The sequence below is a fragment of the Burkholderia sp. KBS0801 genome, from assembly GCF_005937855.2.
In the GTDB taxonomy this organism is placed as follows: Bacteria; Pseudomonadota; Gammaproteobacteria; order Burkholderiales; family Burkholderiaceae; genus Burkholderia; species Burkholderia ambifaria.
This window is the reverse complement of record NZ_CP042178.1, coordinates 2,624,951-2,637,240: the sequence shown is the minus strand read 5'-3', so window position 1 is coordinate 2,637,240 and position 12,290 is coordinate 2,624,951. Positions and strand designations below refer to the sequence as shown.

The following is a 12,290-nucleotide window of genomic DNA, read 5'->3' as shown; positions in this document are numbered from 1 at the left end:
GCACGGCCGGCAACGAGAGCAGACCGCTACGATAGAAAGTTCGTGGCACCATGTGTAGACCCATGACGTCTACACATTCTGGAGCCACGATGGATTACGCCGTGTTGCTGTCGACCTTCGAGCGCGAGGCGGGGCCGCATGCGGCCTCGCGGATGTCGCAGCAGCAGCGGCTGTACGCATGCCTGCGCGATGCGATCCTGGGCGGCCGGATTGCCGAAGGCGCGCGGCTCGCTGCGTCGCGCACACTCGCCGACGAGCTCGGCATCGCGCGCAACTCGGTGCTGTACGCGTACGAGCGGCTCGCGTCGGAAGGGTTCGTGACCGGCTCGCGACAGGGCACCGTCGTCGCGCGGATGGGCCTGCGCGGGTCGCGGGCCGCCGCCGCGGCGCCCGCCGGCGATACGACGGTGCTGTCGCGGCGAGTCGCGCGGGCCGAGCGCGCGACGAGCGGCCTCGACGAGTCGCTGCCGTTCATGCCGGGCGCGCCGGCCGTCGACGAATTCCCGCTCGCGCAGTGGCGGCGCTGCATCGAACGGGCATGGCGCAACGCCGGGCCGGCGCAACTCGGCTACCAGTCGGCCGAAGGCGATGCGGTGCTACGCGACGCGATCGCCGGCTATCTGCGTGCATCGCGCGGCGTGCGCTGCGATGCCGCGCAGGTGATCGTCACCGACGGCACGCAAGGCGCGCTCGACCTGTGCGCCCGCGCGTTGGCGGACGCCGGCGACGTCGCGTGGATCGAGAACCCCGGCTATCAAGGTGCGCGCAACGCGTTTCTCGCGGCCGACCTGCGTGTCGAGCCGATCGGCGTCGATGCGCAGGGGCTCGCGCCGCATCCGGACGACTGGCGCGATCGTGCGCCGAAGCTTGTCTACATCACGCCGTCGCATCAGTATCCGCTCGGCGCGGTGATGAGCCTCGAACGGCGGCTCGCGCTCGTCGCACAGGCACGCGCGGCCGGCGCGTGGATCGTCGAGGACGACTACGACAGCGAGTTCCGCCACCACGGCACGCCGCACGCGGCCGTGCAGGGGCTCGTCGACGATGCGCCCGTGATCTATCTCGGCACCTTCAGCAAGGTGATGTTTCCCGCGTTGCGGCTCGGCTTCATGGTCGTGCCGCCCGCGCTCGCGCAGCCGCTGCGCGACGCGGCGGGTGCGCTGATGCTGCAGGGCCGTGCGATCGAGCAGCGCGCGCTCGCGGATTTCATCGACGCGGGGCATTTCACGCGGCATCTGCGGCGCATGCGTCGCGTCTATGCGGAGCGGCGCGACGCGTTGCACGATGCGCTGGCGCGGCGGCTGGGCACGCGGTTGACGGTGTCGGGCGGCGCCGGCGGCATGCATCTGTCCGCGCGGCTCGACGTGCCGGTGGCCGACACGGAACTGAGCCGCGTCGCGCAGGCGCACGGGTTGATCCTGCGGCCGCTGTCGTCGTTTTGCATGCCGGGCACCCCGCACGGCTACAACGGGCTCGTGCTCGGCTACGGCGGCGTGCCGGCCGAGCGGATGGACGCGCTCGCGCGCCGGATCGGCGAGATGATCGACCGCGTGCTGGCCGCGCGGTGACCGCCGTCGCGCCGCATTCCGCTGGCGGCACCGCGGCGCGATGGCGCCGCGGCTGCGCTTACCCGCGCAGCGGCGGATTGACGCGCGCGAACGCGTCCTGCCGCCGATACGGGAAGTACGGATACGGCGCTTCGACCGCACTCGCCGCATCGAGCTTCGCGATTTGCGCGGCGGTCAGCGACCAGCCGACCGCACCGAGGTTCTGGCGCAGCTGTTCCTCGTTGCGCGCGCCGACGATCACCGACGACACGGTCGGCCGTTGCAACAGCCAGTTCAGCGCGATCTGCGGGACGGTCTTGCCGGTTTCCTCCGCGATCGCGTCGAGCGCATCGACCACGTCGTACAGCCGTTCGTCGTCGACCGGCGGCCCGAAGCCGGCCGTGTCGTGCAGGCGGCTGCCTGCGGGCAGCGGCGCGTTGCGGCGGATCTTGCCGGTGAGCCTGCCCCAGCCGAGCGGGCTCCACACCAGCGCGCCGAGGCCCTGATCCGCGCCGAGCGGCATCAGGTCCCACTCGTAGTCGCGGCCGACGAGCGAGTAATAGACCTGGTTCGCGACGTAGCGCGACCAGCCGTGCCGGTCGGCCGCCGCAAGCGACTTCATGATCTGCCAGCCGGCGAAATTCGATACGCCGATGTAGCGCAGCTTGCCCGCGCGCACCAGGTCGTCCAGCGTCGACATCACTTCCTCCACCGGCGTGGCCGCGTCGAACGCGTGAAGCTGCAGCAGGTCGATGTAGTCGGTGTCGAGGCGGCGCAACGCGCCGTCCACCGCGCGAATCAGTCGCGAGCGCGACGTGCCGGCGTCGCTCGGCCCGTCGCCGGTCGGCAGGCCCGTCTTGGTCGAGATCAGCACCTGGTCGCGCCGTCCGTGGATCGCGGCGCCGAGCACGCGCTCGGAGGCGCCGTCCGAATACACGTCGGCCGTGTCGAACAGGTTGACGCCGGCTTCGAGGCAGATGTCGATCAGGCGGCGCGCTTCGTCGACGCCCGTGTTGCCCCATGCGCCGAACAACGGGCCGGTGCCGCCGAACGTGCCTGCGCCGAAGCTCAGCACGGGAACCTTGAGGCCGGAGCGGCCGAGCGTGCGGTATTCCATGTCGTGTGCCCTCTCTGGATCGGACGCCGGCGCGAGTGGGCGCCGGCAAGGTTGATCCTCACTCTAGCGCTTGCGGTTCAACCGGATAATTGGGCAGACTTCGAAAATATCATTCGGAGAAACCGAAGAATGCTGCTCGATAACCTCGCGCTGTTCCTGCGCATCGTGGAGAAGGGCGGGCTGGCCGCGGCCGGCCGCGAGGTCGGCCTGTCGCCGGCCACGGTGTCCGAGCGGCTGGCGGCGCTCGAGAGCCATTACGGCGCGGCGCTGCTCACGCGCACGACCCGCGCGATCAGCCTGACCGACGAGGGCCGCACGCTGGTCGCCGGCGCGCGGCGCCTGCTTGCCGAAGCGGATGAGCTCGAAAGCCGCGTGCGGCTCGGCGCGCAGACGCTGTCGGGGCCCGTGCGGCTCAGCGCGCCGGCCGACCTCGGGCAGGCGCGTGTCGTGCCCGTCGTCGACGCGTTCCTGGCCGAGCATCCGGGCGTCACGGTCGACCTGCATCTCGGCGACGGCTATGTCGATCTCGTCGGGCAGGGGCTCGATTTCGCGATCCGGCGCGGCACGCTCGCGGACAGCGCGCTGCGCAGCCGCTCGCTCGGCCGGTCGCGCCGCGTGGTGTGCGCCGCGCCCGCCTATCTCGCCAAGCGCGGCACGCCGCGGCATCCGGACGAACTTGCCGCGCACGACTGCATCGTGATGCGTTTCGGTCAGGAACTGTATGCCGAGTGGCCGTTCCGCATCGACGACGCACTGAAGCGCGTGATGGTGCGCGGCCGGCGCGTGGCCAACGACGGCGCGCTCGTGCGCGCGTGGTGCGTCGCGGGGCACGGGATCGCGCTGAAGTCGCAGCTCGACGTCGAGCAGGATCTGGCGTCCGGCGCGCTCGTCGAAATCCTGCGCGACTTCTCGCCGGGCGAAGTCGACCTGCAGATCGTTTATCCGGGCGGCGCCGCGCAGCCGCGGCGCGTGCGCGCGCTGATCGAGCGACTGGCGCAGGCGCTGGCAGCAGCGGAATGATCGCAACCGGATCGCGTCGCGCCGGATGCCTCTCCATGCCGGCTGCGACGTGATGACATCAGATGCGTTGCGATGACGGACGAAGCCGCTGCCGGCACGACACCCAACGCAGAAGCCGCCCGCCGGCCCGGTTGTCCACGTTTCGTCATTTAGCTAATATTCAAAACGCCAAACGAAACCGCAACCCATGGACGACGTCACCCGCATCAGCGCACTGGCCAACGAAAGCCGTCTGGCCGTGATGCGCTGGCTCAAGCAGCCGCGCGAGCATTTTCCGCCGCAGCCGCACGGCGACTTCGACGAACTGGGCGTGTGCTGCACCTACATCACCGAGAAGCTCGGCATCGCGCCGGCGACGACCACGCGGCACATGCGCATCCTCGCGGATGCCGGGCTCGTGCAGGCGACGCGCGTCGGCAAGTTCACGTACTACAGGCGGATCGACGATGCGCTGCATCAGTTGGGCCGCGATCTCCTGCAACTCTAACCCTCACCGAGGCAATCGACATGGATGAACTCGCCCTGCTGGCCGACGCCGACCGGCGCGCGCATGCGTATCTCGCCGCGACGGATGAACGGCGCGCGTATCCCGACGCGGCCGCGCTCGCCGGTCTTGCGGCGTTCGACGAGCCGCTGCCCGACACAGGCCGTCCGGCCGACGACGTGCTGCGCCTGCTCGACGAGCGCGGCACACCCGCGACCGTCGCGTCGAACGGCCCGAACTACTTCGGCTTCGTGATCGGCGCGACGCTGCCGGCCGCGGCGGCGGCAGAGCGGCTGATGCTCGCGTGGGACCAGTGCGCGTCGTCGTTCGCCAATTCGCCGGTGGCCGCGACGATCGAGCGGCAGGCCGCGCGCTGGATCGTCGACGTGCTCGGGCTGCCCGAGGGCAGCGCGGTCGGCTTCGGCACGAGCGCGACGGCCTGCACGCTCGTCGCGCTGGTCGTCGCGCGGCGTGCACTGCTCGCGCGCAAGGGCTGGGACGTCGACGAGGACGGCCTGGTCGGCGCGCCCGAGGTCAAGGTGGTGGTCTCCGAGCTCGTGCACGTCACGGTGAAGAAGGCGCTGCGCGTGCTCGGCTTCGGATTGACGCGTGTGATCGTCGCGCCGGTCGACGCGCATGGCCGCATCGATCCCGCGCAGTTGCCGCCGCTCGACGACATGACGATCCTCTGCGTGCAGGCCGGCGAAGTGAACACCGGCGAATTCGATCCGTTCGCGGCGCTGATTCCACCCGCGAAGGCTGCCGGCGCGTGGGTGCACGTGGACGGCGCGTTCGGGCTGTGGGCGCGCGCGTCGTCCAAGCGCGCGCTGACCAACGGCGTCGACGGCGCGGACAGCTGGACGACCGACGGCCATAAATGGCTCAACACACCGTACGACGGCGCGATGGTGATCTGCCGCGACGCGGCCGCGCTCGCGAGCGCGATGAACAGCGACGCCGTCTATCTGAGCGGCGCGCAGGACGCGCAGAAGAACCTGAACCTCGAATTCTCGCGGCGCGCGCGCGGCATTCCGGTGTGGGCCGCGCTGCGCGCGCTCGGCCGCGCCGGCGTGGCGACGATGATCGAGCGGCATTGCGCGCAGGCCGCGCGCGTCGCGGATGGCCTGCGCGCGGCGGGATACGACGTGCTGAACCGCGTCGTGCTGAATCAGGTGCTCGTGCGCGCCGGCACCGACGACGAAACGACCGCGATCCTTCAGGCCGCGCAGGATTCGGGCGATGTGTGGTTCGGGCAGACCGTGTGGCAGGGGCGGCCGGCGTTCCGGATCAGCGTGTCGTCGTGGCGCACGGAGGACGAACACATCGATCGTCTCGTCGCGTTGCTGACGAAGCTGCGCGGCGTGCAGGTGGGCTGAGCGGCGGTGGCGCGCGACCCTGGCGCGGCGCTTGCATTGCGCATGCGTCGCCAACCCGCGGAAGAAGCTGTCTCGTGGCGGCTCAGGCCGGGTAGCGGTGTGCGGGTGTGCGCCGACGCGCGCATACGCGTTTCTCATCCACGTGAAAATGCCGGACAATAACGGGGCATGCGTGCCGCGCCGGCCCGGGCGGCAAGTTCAACCGCTGCATCACGCTGACGAGATCCCCATGTCCACGACACCTCCCCGGGAACTGCTGAAAGCTGCCGACATCGCGAAGATGGAACCGACGCGCGCGGTGCATTCGCTGAATCCCAATGCCGTTCGCCTCAAAAGGCAGCTCAGCGACCTGACCGGCCTCACGCAAATCGGCGCTCACCTGCTCACGCTGATGCCCGGTCACGAATCGGCCGAATATCACCGTCACCTGTACGAGGAAGAATGCGTGTACGTGCTGTCCGGCACCGGCACGGCCACGATCGGCGAACGCGCTGTCGACATCGGGCCGGGCGATTTTCTCGGCTTTCCGCGCGGCGGCGATGCACACACGTTGCAGAATACCGGCGACGTGCCGCTGCAACTGTTCATCGCCGGCCAGCGCCTCGAACACGACGTGTGCGAATACCCGAGAATCGGCAAACGGCTTTACATCGCCGGCGAACTCGAGGATTTCGTCGATCTGCCGAAACGGTCGTAGACGGCACACATTCGCATCGGCCGCCGCCGCGCCTATGATGCAGGAACGCTACTCACGGGATTCCACGCCATGGACGCGCCGCATCCGCCGATGAATGCCCCGATTTCCGAAACGGAACCTGAAACCGAAACCATCGCCGAGCCACGCGCGTCGCGCGTGCATCGGCCTGTCGCGCTCGTCACCGGATCGACGTCGGGGATCGGCGCGGCCATCGCACGACGCCTGTCGGCGGATGGCTATGCGGTGATCCTGCATTCGCGCAGCTCCGCCGACACCGGCCGCGCAATGGCGGCCGAGCTCGGCGCGAGCTACGTGCAGGCCGATCTCGCCGACGATGCGCAACGCGTGCGGTTGATCCGCGATGCGCTCGCGGTGCACGGGCGGCTCGACGTGCTGGTCAACAATGCAGGCGCGAGCCGCGTGATTCCGCACGACGATCTCGCCGCCGCGACGCCCGACGTGTGGCGCGAGATGCACGAGATCAACGTGATCGCACCGTTCCGGCTCGTCGCCGAGGCGCAGCCCGCGCTGCTCGAAGCGGCGTCGAGCGGGCGCGCTGGTTGCGTGATCAACGTCAGCTCGCACGCGGGCGTGCGGCCGAAGGGCGCGTCGATTCCGTACGCGGCGGCGAAGGCCGCGCTCAATCACACGACACGCCTGCTCGCGCGCACGCTCGCGCCGGCGATTCGCGTCAACGCGGTGGCGCCGGGGCTCGTCGATACGCCGCTGACGGCCGACTGGACCGAAGCGCAGCAGCTCTGGCACGAGCGTGCGCCGATGCGCCGCGCGGCGACGCCGGACGACGTCGCGCAGACGGTCGCGATGCTCGTCGCGTCCGATTACGTGACGGGAGAGATCGTGATGCTCGACGGGGGAATGAACTTGACGTGATGCGGTGCGATAACGTCGTGATCCGGCAGCGCGGTGAGGCCGCCGAGCGGTCGCGATCCGCCGTTATTCGCCGGTGGCCGATGCCTGCCGGCGCGATCGCACCGTTCAGCCCAGGTTCGCCCGCAGCCGCGCGAGCGCGTGATCGTGCGTGCGTTCGAACTTCAGCGGCGTGACCGCGATGTAGCCTTCGCCGAGCGCGACCGTTTCCGAATTCGCATCGTCGTCGCGGGGTGCGCGCGTCAGCTTCAGCCAGTGATATTCGATGTCGCGCGGATCGCGTCCCGACTCGATGTCGACGCCCTGCAGCGTTCCGGCACCCTGGTTCGTCACCTTCAAGCCGCGCACGTCGTCGGCCGGCCGCGGCGGGAAATTCACGTTGAGGCACGCATCGCGGTCCCAGCCCGCCGCGACGAGCCGGCGAATCACGTCCGGCGCGTGCGTGCGCGCCGTATCCCACGGCACCGCGTTGCGGTCGCTGAATGCCTGGCTCAGCGCGATCGCCGGCACGCCGACCAGCATGCTCGTCATCGCCGCGCCGACGGTGCCGGAGAACACCGTTTCGGTGCCGAGGTTCGCGCCGCGATTCACGCCGGACAGTACGAAGTCGGGCCGCGCGTCCTTCATCAGGTGGCTGACCGCGATCGCGACGCAATCGCCCGGCGTGCCGCGCACGGCGAAGCGGCGCTCGCCCTTGCGATGCACGCGCAGCGGTTCGTGCAGGCTCAGCGAATGCGACGTGCCGCTCTGGTCTTCCGCCGGTGCGACGATCCAGACTTCGCGCGCCAGTTGCGTGGCGACCTGTTCGAGCACTTCAAGGCCGGGGGCGTCGAATCCGTCGTCGTTGGTGAGCAGGACGCGGTCGAACAGCGGGCGGGTTTCTTGCATCGGGATGATCCTCGCAGGTAGGCAATGAGAGGGGAAAGGCATCGCGGGTACACCCGCAAGGCTAGCATTGCGTCGTGACGCGTGTCGTGTCGTGCCGTGCGGTGCCGCGCCCTGCGCGCGCATGCGAAAACGGGCGCATGACGCGCCCGTTCGGTGGTTCGATGTGTGCCGCCTGCGCGGCGGGCCGCACCGTGTTATCCGAGCAAATGCCGCAGCAGCCCGGCCGACACGACGCCGACGATGACGGTCGGCAGGATCGACAGGCGTGTGGCCGCGACCAGCGTGACGGCGAGCGCGAGCAGGTCGGCCGGGCGCGTCGACACGAAGGCCGGCGCGATTACCGAGATCAGCACGCAACCGGGCACGTTCTCCATCACCGATGCCATCCGCGGGCTCAGCGTGCGGTTGCGCAGCAGCAAGTATCCGAGCACGCGCGACAGATAGGTCGTCGACGCCATCAGCACGATGGTCGCCACCGTCGCGAAATCAGGCAGCATCGCGCGGCTCCCACAGCAGTGCGGCGATCAGCCCCGCGCACGCACCGGCCGCGACGTACCACGCACCGGGCACGGCCAGGTGCGTGGCCGCCGCGACGACGAGGCTCACGAACCATGGGCGGCTCGCGCGCATCCCTTTCCACATCCCGCGCAGCAGCACCAGGAATACCGCCGTGAACGCCATGTCGAAGCCGTACTGCTCGACGTTGCCGATCGTCGGGCCGACCGCCGCGCCGAGCGTGGTCATCGAGATCCACGTCAGGTAGAGCCCCGAGCATACGCCCGCGTAATACGGGACGCTGATGTGCGTGGCCGAGCGCGAGCGCGCGTCGGCGAGCGACATCGCCCAGCTTTCGTCGCACATGAAGAACAGCGCGGCGAACGCGCGGCGGCGCGGCAGGCGCCGGATATACGGCGCGAACGCAGCACCCATCAGGATATGGCGCGAATTCACGAGGAACGACATCGCGACGATCAGCGCGATGTGCGGCGGCGGGGTCCACAGGTGGATCGCCGCGAATTCGGACCCGCCGCCGAAGTTCAGGCCCGTCATCATCGGCACTTCGAACAGGCTCAGCCCTTTCTGCGCGGCCTGCGCGCCCAGCACGAGCGCGAACGGCACGAAACCCAGCATGACGGGCAGCGCCGCGCGCAATCCGCGACCCATCTCGGCGACATAGGCGGGCTTGTCGCGAAGCCCGGACGACGTTGAAACGCTACTGCTCATCACTCCTCCTTCGGGGGAGGAATTGTCTGCTTTTTTGACTCGAATCGGGTTGCGTTGTGGCCATAAATTTCAGAGAATTTGGCATTGAACGCGTGATTCGAGAAATTTTTGGAATCGGATGCCAAATGAAACTGGATGCCATCGACCGGCGGATCCTGAGCGCGCTCCAGCGCGACGGCCGCATGCAGAACGTGGAACTCGCGCACGAGGTCGGGCTGTCGCCGTCGCCGTGCCTGCGGCGCGTGCGGCTTCTCGAGGAAGCGGGCGTGATCGAGAAATACGTGGCCGTGCTGAATCCCGCGAAGGTCGGCAAGGGGCTGACGATCTTCACTCGCGTGTGGCTGAAGGGGCAGGACGCGGAATCCGTGAACCGCTTCGCCGATGCCGTCCAGCAGATGCCGGAAGTCGTCGAATGCCATCTGATGGCCGGCGACTGCGATTTCCTGCTGCGCGTCGTCGCGGCCGACATCGACGACTACCGTCGCTTCCAGATGGAAACCCTCACGCGCATTCCCGGCGTGCTGAGCGTGAAGACCGACATTCCGATGCAGAAGGTCAAGCTCACGTCGGCGCTGCCGACCTAGTGCCGAGCGGATGCGAGGCGATGACTCGACGAACGGTCACGGCTCGGTGACAATCGCCCGGTAATCTGGCGAGTCACGCCGCTTCGAACGTATGGTTCGCACCGCCGTGCGACGTTCGATGCGCAAGCAACTAACGGGCAATGTCGACGCGATCGGGCAGGCGGCGCTGCGCGCCGGGTCATGCGCCGGCGCGGATGCGTTTCTTCTTGTCGGGCCATTCATGCAGCCATTCAACAATCCGTGGAATTCGCTGGAAATCGTCAAGCTCGTGCTCGGCGTGCTGACGCCGCTGTCGGTCGCATGCCTCGGCTGGCTCGTCGCGCGCCGGCTGAAGCGGCTCGAACTCGTGCAGTGGACCAACCAGCGGCTGATCGAGAAGCGCCTCGCGCTGTACGACGCGGTCGCGCCGCAGCTCAATGCGCTGCTGTGCTTCTACACGTGGATCGGTTATTGGAAAGACATCTCGCCGGACGACGTGATCCGCGCGAAGCGCGAGCTCGACCGCACGTTCCACATCTACCGCTACCTGTTCGACGACGACGTGTACGACGCGTATCACACGTATATCCACGCGCTGTTCGACATGCACACGGGCCCGGGCCGCGACGCGCGAATCCGTTCGCTGATCCACGCGCCTGACGGCGACCGCAGCGTGCACGGCTCGTATGAATGGAAGCCGGCGTGGTCCGAGCGTTTCTCGACCGCGAATGTCGTGTCAAAGGACGACGTGCTGCGGCATTACACGCAGTTGATGGAGCGGCTGCGTGTGGCGCTGGGCGCGACGCGCTGATTGCCCGGCATCGCGCGTCGCGACGATGTCGCGTGCGACCGACGGCTCACCTGCTCCGCCTCCCGGCCGATCCCCGCCCGCGCACCGACGGCCGATTCATGCGTGGCCGGGCGTGGGTGCGACTCAGGCGAAAGAGATCACGAGTTTCTTTCCGCAAGCAGCCGCATACTTGCGCAGCGTGTCGATCGATGGAGAGTGCTGGCCTGTCGCGAGCGCGCGTTCGAGCCGCGTGACGGCAGGCGCCTTCGTGCCCATGCGCTCTGCCACATCGGCCTGCGAAAGACCGGCGGCTCGCCGGGCGGCCAGCATTGCGTCGAGCAGCGCGAATTCCTCGCGGTTCAGCCGGTCGTATTCGGCGCGTACCTTCGGATCGGACAACGCGCGCTCGCGCAGTGCCTTATAGGTTGCCATATCGAATCTCCTTCAATCGGCGGCGCGCGGTTTCCAGTTCTTTTCGCGGCGTTTTCTGCGTCTTCTTCACGAAGCAGTGAAGCATGACGATCCGCCGGTCGACGGCCGCACAGTAAAACACACGGGCGATACCTTCCAGGCCCTTCAAGCGCATTTCATACAACCCGTCGCCCATCGGCCTGGTGTGAGGTTCGCCCAGATTCGGGCCGTACTGCTCCATACGGTCAGCGAGTGCGAAGAACCTGGCGGTCAGCGTCTTCGGCAACGCAAACACGCCTGCCTCGACTTGCTCGCTGAAGAAATGGATTTCATACGCGACGGTTCGCATAGTAACAAATATGTTATTTCCTTGCAAGAAGGAGCGCCGTCGTGTTTGTCATGAGGGCGGCTCGTCGAATGCACGGAAGCACCGCAGAAACGTCTGGACGTTTCTTCGGTGCTTCGTTGCTGATGTGCGAGCCAGATTGTTTGCCTGTTGCCTGAATTCGACTAGTTGTCCGAATGGATATCAGGCCTGCTCGTGTGCTTCGGGAGGCGGCGAGATCAGTTCCGTCCCGCCACCGCGAGTCGCGCCGCGAGCCCCACGAACACCGTGCCGAGCAGGTATTGCGGCAGCTTCGACGGACGGCGGCGCGCGCCGATCCGTTGGCTCAGCCGGCTCGCGGACAGAATCACCGCGCCGTTCACGACGAGCCCGATCAGGTTGAGCACCGTCGCGAGCACGAGAATCTGCACGGCGATCGAGCCGTGCCCGGGCCGCACGAACTGCGGGAACAGCGCGAGCACGAACAGCGCCATCTTCGGATTCAGCAGGTTCGTCGTCAGCCCTTGGCGAAAAATCGTCGCGGTCGAGTGGCGGCGTTGCGACGCGACGGGCGACAGCGCGGTCGCGTCCGAACGAAACGTCTTCCACGCGAGATAGAGCAGATAGGCCGCGCCGGCGAAACGCACGATGTCGTATGCGATCGGCACAGCGAGAAAGAGCTGCGACAGCCCGAGCGCGGCGGCGAGCGCATGACAGTAGGTGCCCGCCTGAATGCCGGCGAGCGTCGCGAAGCCCGCGCGCCGGCCCTGGCTCACGCTGCGGGATGCGATCAGCAGCATGTCGGGGCCCGGCGTGGCCGTCAGCGCCAGACACGCGCCGGAGAACAACGCGAGCGTGGAGAAGTCGATCATGGGAATCCTTTTTGCGTGAGCGGCGTAAAAAGGAATGCCACTTTAGGCGTGCCGCTGCAGGTGGTCAACCGTGCTCGCGCCAGGATCC

15 protein-coding genes are annotated in these 12,290 nt (G+C 68.2%); 8 read left to right on the top strand and 7 right to left on the bottom strand.

Going from position 1 to position 12,290, the window contains the following annotated elements:
• The first annotated feature begins 89 nt into the window (after positions 1-89).
• Positions 90-1,568 (top strand): PLP-dependent aminotransferase family protein, encoded by a 1,479-nt coding sequence (locus FFI87_RS28710; protein ID WP_138849849.1) that lies wholly within the window; start codon positions 90-92, stop codon positions 1,566-1,568.
• Positions 1,569-1,626: 58 nt separating this feature from the next.
• Here the strand turns inward: FFI87_RS28710 and FFI87_RS28705 are convergent, their stop codons facing one another.
• Positions 1,627-2,664 (bottom strand): aldo/keto reductase, encoded by a 1,038-nt coding sequence (locus FFI87_RS28705; RefSeq protein WP_138849850.1) that lies wholly within the window; start codon positions 2,662-2,664, stop codon positions 1,627-1,629.
• Positions 2,665-2,793: 129 nt separating this feature from the next.
• Between FFI87_RS28705 and FFI87_RS28700 the strand changes: the two genes are divergently transcribed.
• From FFI87_RS28700 to FFI87_RS28680, 5 genes are all read left to right on the top strand, one after another.
• The gene (locus FFI87_RS28700; protein WP_138849851.1) at positions 2,794-3,684 is read left to right on the top strand and encodes a LysR family transcriptional regulator; all 891 of its coding nucleotides are present in this window, start codon (positions 2,794-2,796) and stop codon (positions 3,682-3,684) included.
• Between the two features lie 187 nt (positions 3,685-3,871).
• A complete protein-coding gene (locus FFI87_RS28695) occupies positions 3,872-4,171 on the top strand; it encodes an ArsR/SmtB family transcription factor (RefSeq protein ID WP_012365181.1) in 300 nt (99 codons plus the stop codon).
• Between the two features lie 20 nt (positions 4,172-4,191).
• Positions 4,192-5,544 carry a pyridoxal phosphate-dependent decarboxylase family protein gene (locus FFI87_RS28690; protein WP_138849852.1) on the top strand — a complete coding sequence of 451 codons (1,353 nt, stop codon included), beginning with the start codon at positions 4,192-4,194 and terminating at the stop codon, positions 5,542-5,544.
• Positions 5,545-5,773: 229 nt separating this feature from the next.
• On the top strand, positions 5,774-6,241 hold the full coding sequence (locus FFI87_RS28685) for a cupin domain-containing protein (protein WP_138849853.1): 468 nt from the start codon (positions 5,774-5,776) through the stop codon (positions 6,239-6,241).
• Between the two features lie 69 nt (positions 6,242-6,310).
• Positions 6,311-7,132: an SDR family NAD(P)-dependent oxidoreductase gene (locus tag FFI87_RS28680; RefSeq protein ID WP_138849854.1), complete on the top strand. Its 822-nt coding sequence runs from the start codon at positions 6,311-6,313 to the stop codon at positions 7,130-7,132.
• A 105-nt stretch (positions 7,133-7,237) separates the two neighbouring features.
• On the opposite strand, the gene surE is transcribed toward FFI87_RS28680, so the two are convergent.
• The 3 genes from surE to FFI87_RS28665 all read right to left on the bottom strand — a co-directional run bounded on the left by surE (position 7,238) and on the right by FFI87_RS28665 (position 9,241).
• Positions 7,238-8,017, bottom strand: coding sequence for a 5'/3'-nucleotidase SurE (gene surE, locus FFI87_RS28675; RefSeq protein WP_138849855.1), 780 nt, complete (start codon positions 8,015-8,017; stop codon positions 7,238-7,240).
• 194 nt (positions 8,018-8,211) lie between these two features.
• Entirely contained in the window at positions 8,212-8,514 is a 303-nt protein-coding gene (locus FFI87_RS28670) for an AzlD family protein (RefSeq protein ID WP_409995115.1), read from the bottom strand.
• Positions 8,504-9,241 (bottom strand): AzlC family ABC transporter permease, encoded by a 738-nt coding sequence (locus FFI87_RS28665; RefSeq protein WP_138849856.1) that lies wholly within the window; start codon positions 9,239-9,241, stop codon positions 8,504-8,506. Before FFI87_RS28665 ends, FFI87_RS28670 begins: the two co-directional genes overlap by 11 nt.
• A 125-nt stretch (positions 9,242-9,366) precedes the next feature.
• Between FFI87_RS28665 and FFI87_RS28660 the strand changes: the two genes are divergently transcribed.
• A complete protein-coding gene (locus FFI87_RS28660) occupies positions 9,367-9,825 on the top strand; it encodes an Lrp/AsnC family transcriptional regulator (protein ID WP_006749370.1) in 459 nt (152 codons plus the stop codon).
• Between the two features lie 220 nt (positions 9,826-10,045).
• Positions 10,046-10,615 carry a hypothetical protein gene (locus tag FFI87_RS28655; RefSeq protein ID WP_006749371.1) on the top strand — a complete coding sequence of 190 codons (570 nt, stop codon included), beginning with the start codon at positions 10,046-10,048 and terminating at the stop codon, positions 10,613-10,615.
• Positions 10,616-10,738: 123 nt separating this feature from the next.
• Here the strand turns inward: FFI87_RS28655 and FFI87_RS28650 are convergent, their stop codons facing one another.
• From FFI87_RS28650 to FFI87_RS28640, 3 genes are all read right to left on the bottom strand, one after another.
• A complete protein-coding gene (locus FFI87_RS28650; RefSeq protein ID WP_138849857.1) occupies positions 10,739-11,026 on the bottom strand; it encodes a helix-turn-helix domain-containing protein in 288 nt (95 codons plus the stop codon).
• Positions 11,013-11,354: a type II toxin-antitoxin system RelE/ParE family toxin gene (locus FFI87_RS28645; protein WP_138849858.1), complete on the bottom strand. Its 342-nt coding sequence runs from the start codon at positions 11,352-11,354 to the stop codon at positions 11,013-11,015. Before FFI87_RS28645 ends, FFI87_RS28650 begins: the two co-directional genes overlap by 14 nt.
• A gap of 215 nt (positions 11,355-11,569) precedes the next feature.
• On the bottom strand, positions 11,570-12,202 hold the full coding sequence (locus FFI87_RS28640) for a LysE family translocator (protein ID WP_138849859.1): 633 nt from the start codon (positions 12,200-12,202) through the stop codon (positions 11,570-11,572).
• Positions 12,203-12,290: the final 88 nt, after the last annotated feature.

Excerpts from the sequence above, each read along its gene's own strand:
- FFI87_RS28685 (WP_138849853.1), top strand. The coding sequence starts at position 5,774 with ATGTCCACGACACCTCCCCGGGAACTGCTGAAAGCTGCCGACATCGCG.
- FFI87_RS28695 (WP_012365181.1), top strand. The coding sequence starts at position 3,872 with ATGGACGACGTCACCCGCATCAGCGCACTGGCCAACGAAAGCCGTCTG.
- FFI87_RS28705 (WP_138849850.1), bottom strand. The coding sequence starts at position 2,664 with ATGGAATACCGCACGCTCGGCCGCTCCGGCCTCAAGGTTCCCGTGCTG.
- FFI87_RS28655 (WP_006749371.1), top strand. The coding sequence starts at position 10,046 with ATGCAGCCATTCAACAATCCGTGGAATTCGCTGGAAATCGTCAAGCTC.
- FFI87_RS28660 (WP_006749370.1), top strand. The coding sequence starts at position 9,367 with ATGAAACTGGATGCCATCGACCGGCGGATCCTGAGCGCGCTCCAGCGC.
- FFI87_RS28700 (WP_138849851.1), top strand. The coding sequence starts at position 2,794 with ATGCTGCTCGATAACCTCGCGCTGTTCCTGCGCATCGTGGAGAAGGGC.
- surE (WP_138849855.1), bottom strand. The coding sequence starts at position 8,017 with ATGCAAGAAACCCGCCCGCTGTTCGACCGCGTCCTGCTCACCAACGAC.
- FFI87_RS28650 (WP_138849857.1), bottom strand. The coding sequence starts at position 11,026 with ATGGCAACCTATAAGGCACTGCGCGAGCGCGCGTTGTCCGATCCGAAG.
- FFI87_RS28640 (WP_138849859.1), bottom strand. The coding sequence starts at position 12,202 with ATGATCGACTTCTCCACGCTCGCGTTGTTCTCCGGCGCGTGTCTGGCG.
- FFI87_RS28665 (WP_138849856.1), bottom strand. The coding sequence starts at position 9,241 with ATGAGCAGTAGCGTTTCAACGTCGTCCGGGCTTCGCGACAAGCCCGCC.
- FFI87_RS28690 (WP_138849852.1), top strand. The coding sequence starts at position 4,192 with ATGGATGAACTCGCCCTGCTGGCCGACGCCGACCGGCGCGCGCATGCG.
- FFI87_RS28710 (WP_138849849.1), top strand. The coding sequence starts at position 90 with ATGGATTACGCCGTGTTGCTGTCGACCTTCGAGCGCGAGGCGGGGCCG.
- FFI87_RS28670 (WP_409995115.1), bottom strand. The coding sequence starts at position 8,514 with ATGCTGCCTGATTTCGCGACGGTGGCGACCATCGTGCTGATGGCGTCG.
- FFI87_RS28680 (WP_138849854.1), top strand. The coding sequence starts at position 6,311 with ATGGACGCGCCGCATCCGCCGATGAATGCCCCGATTTCCGAAACGGAA.
- FFI87_RS28645 (WP_138849858.1), bottom strand. The coding sequence starts at position 11,354 with ATGCGAACCGTCGCGTATGAAATCCATTTCTTCAGCGAGCAAGTCGAG.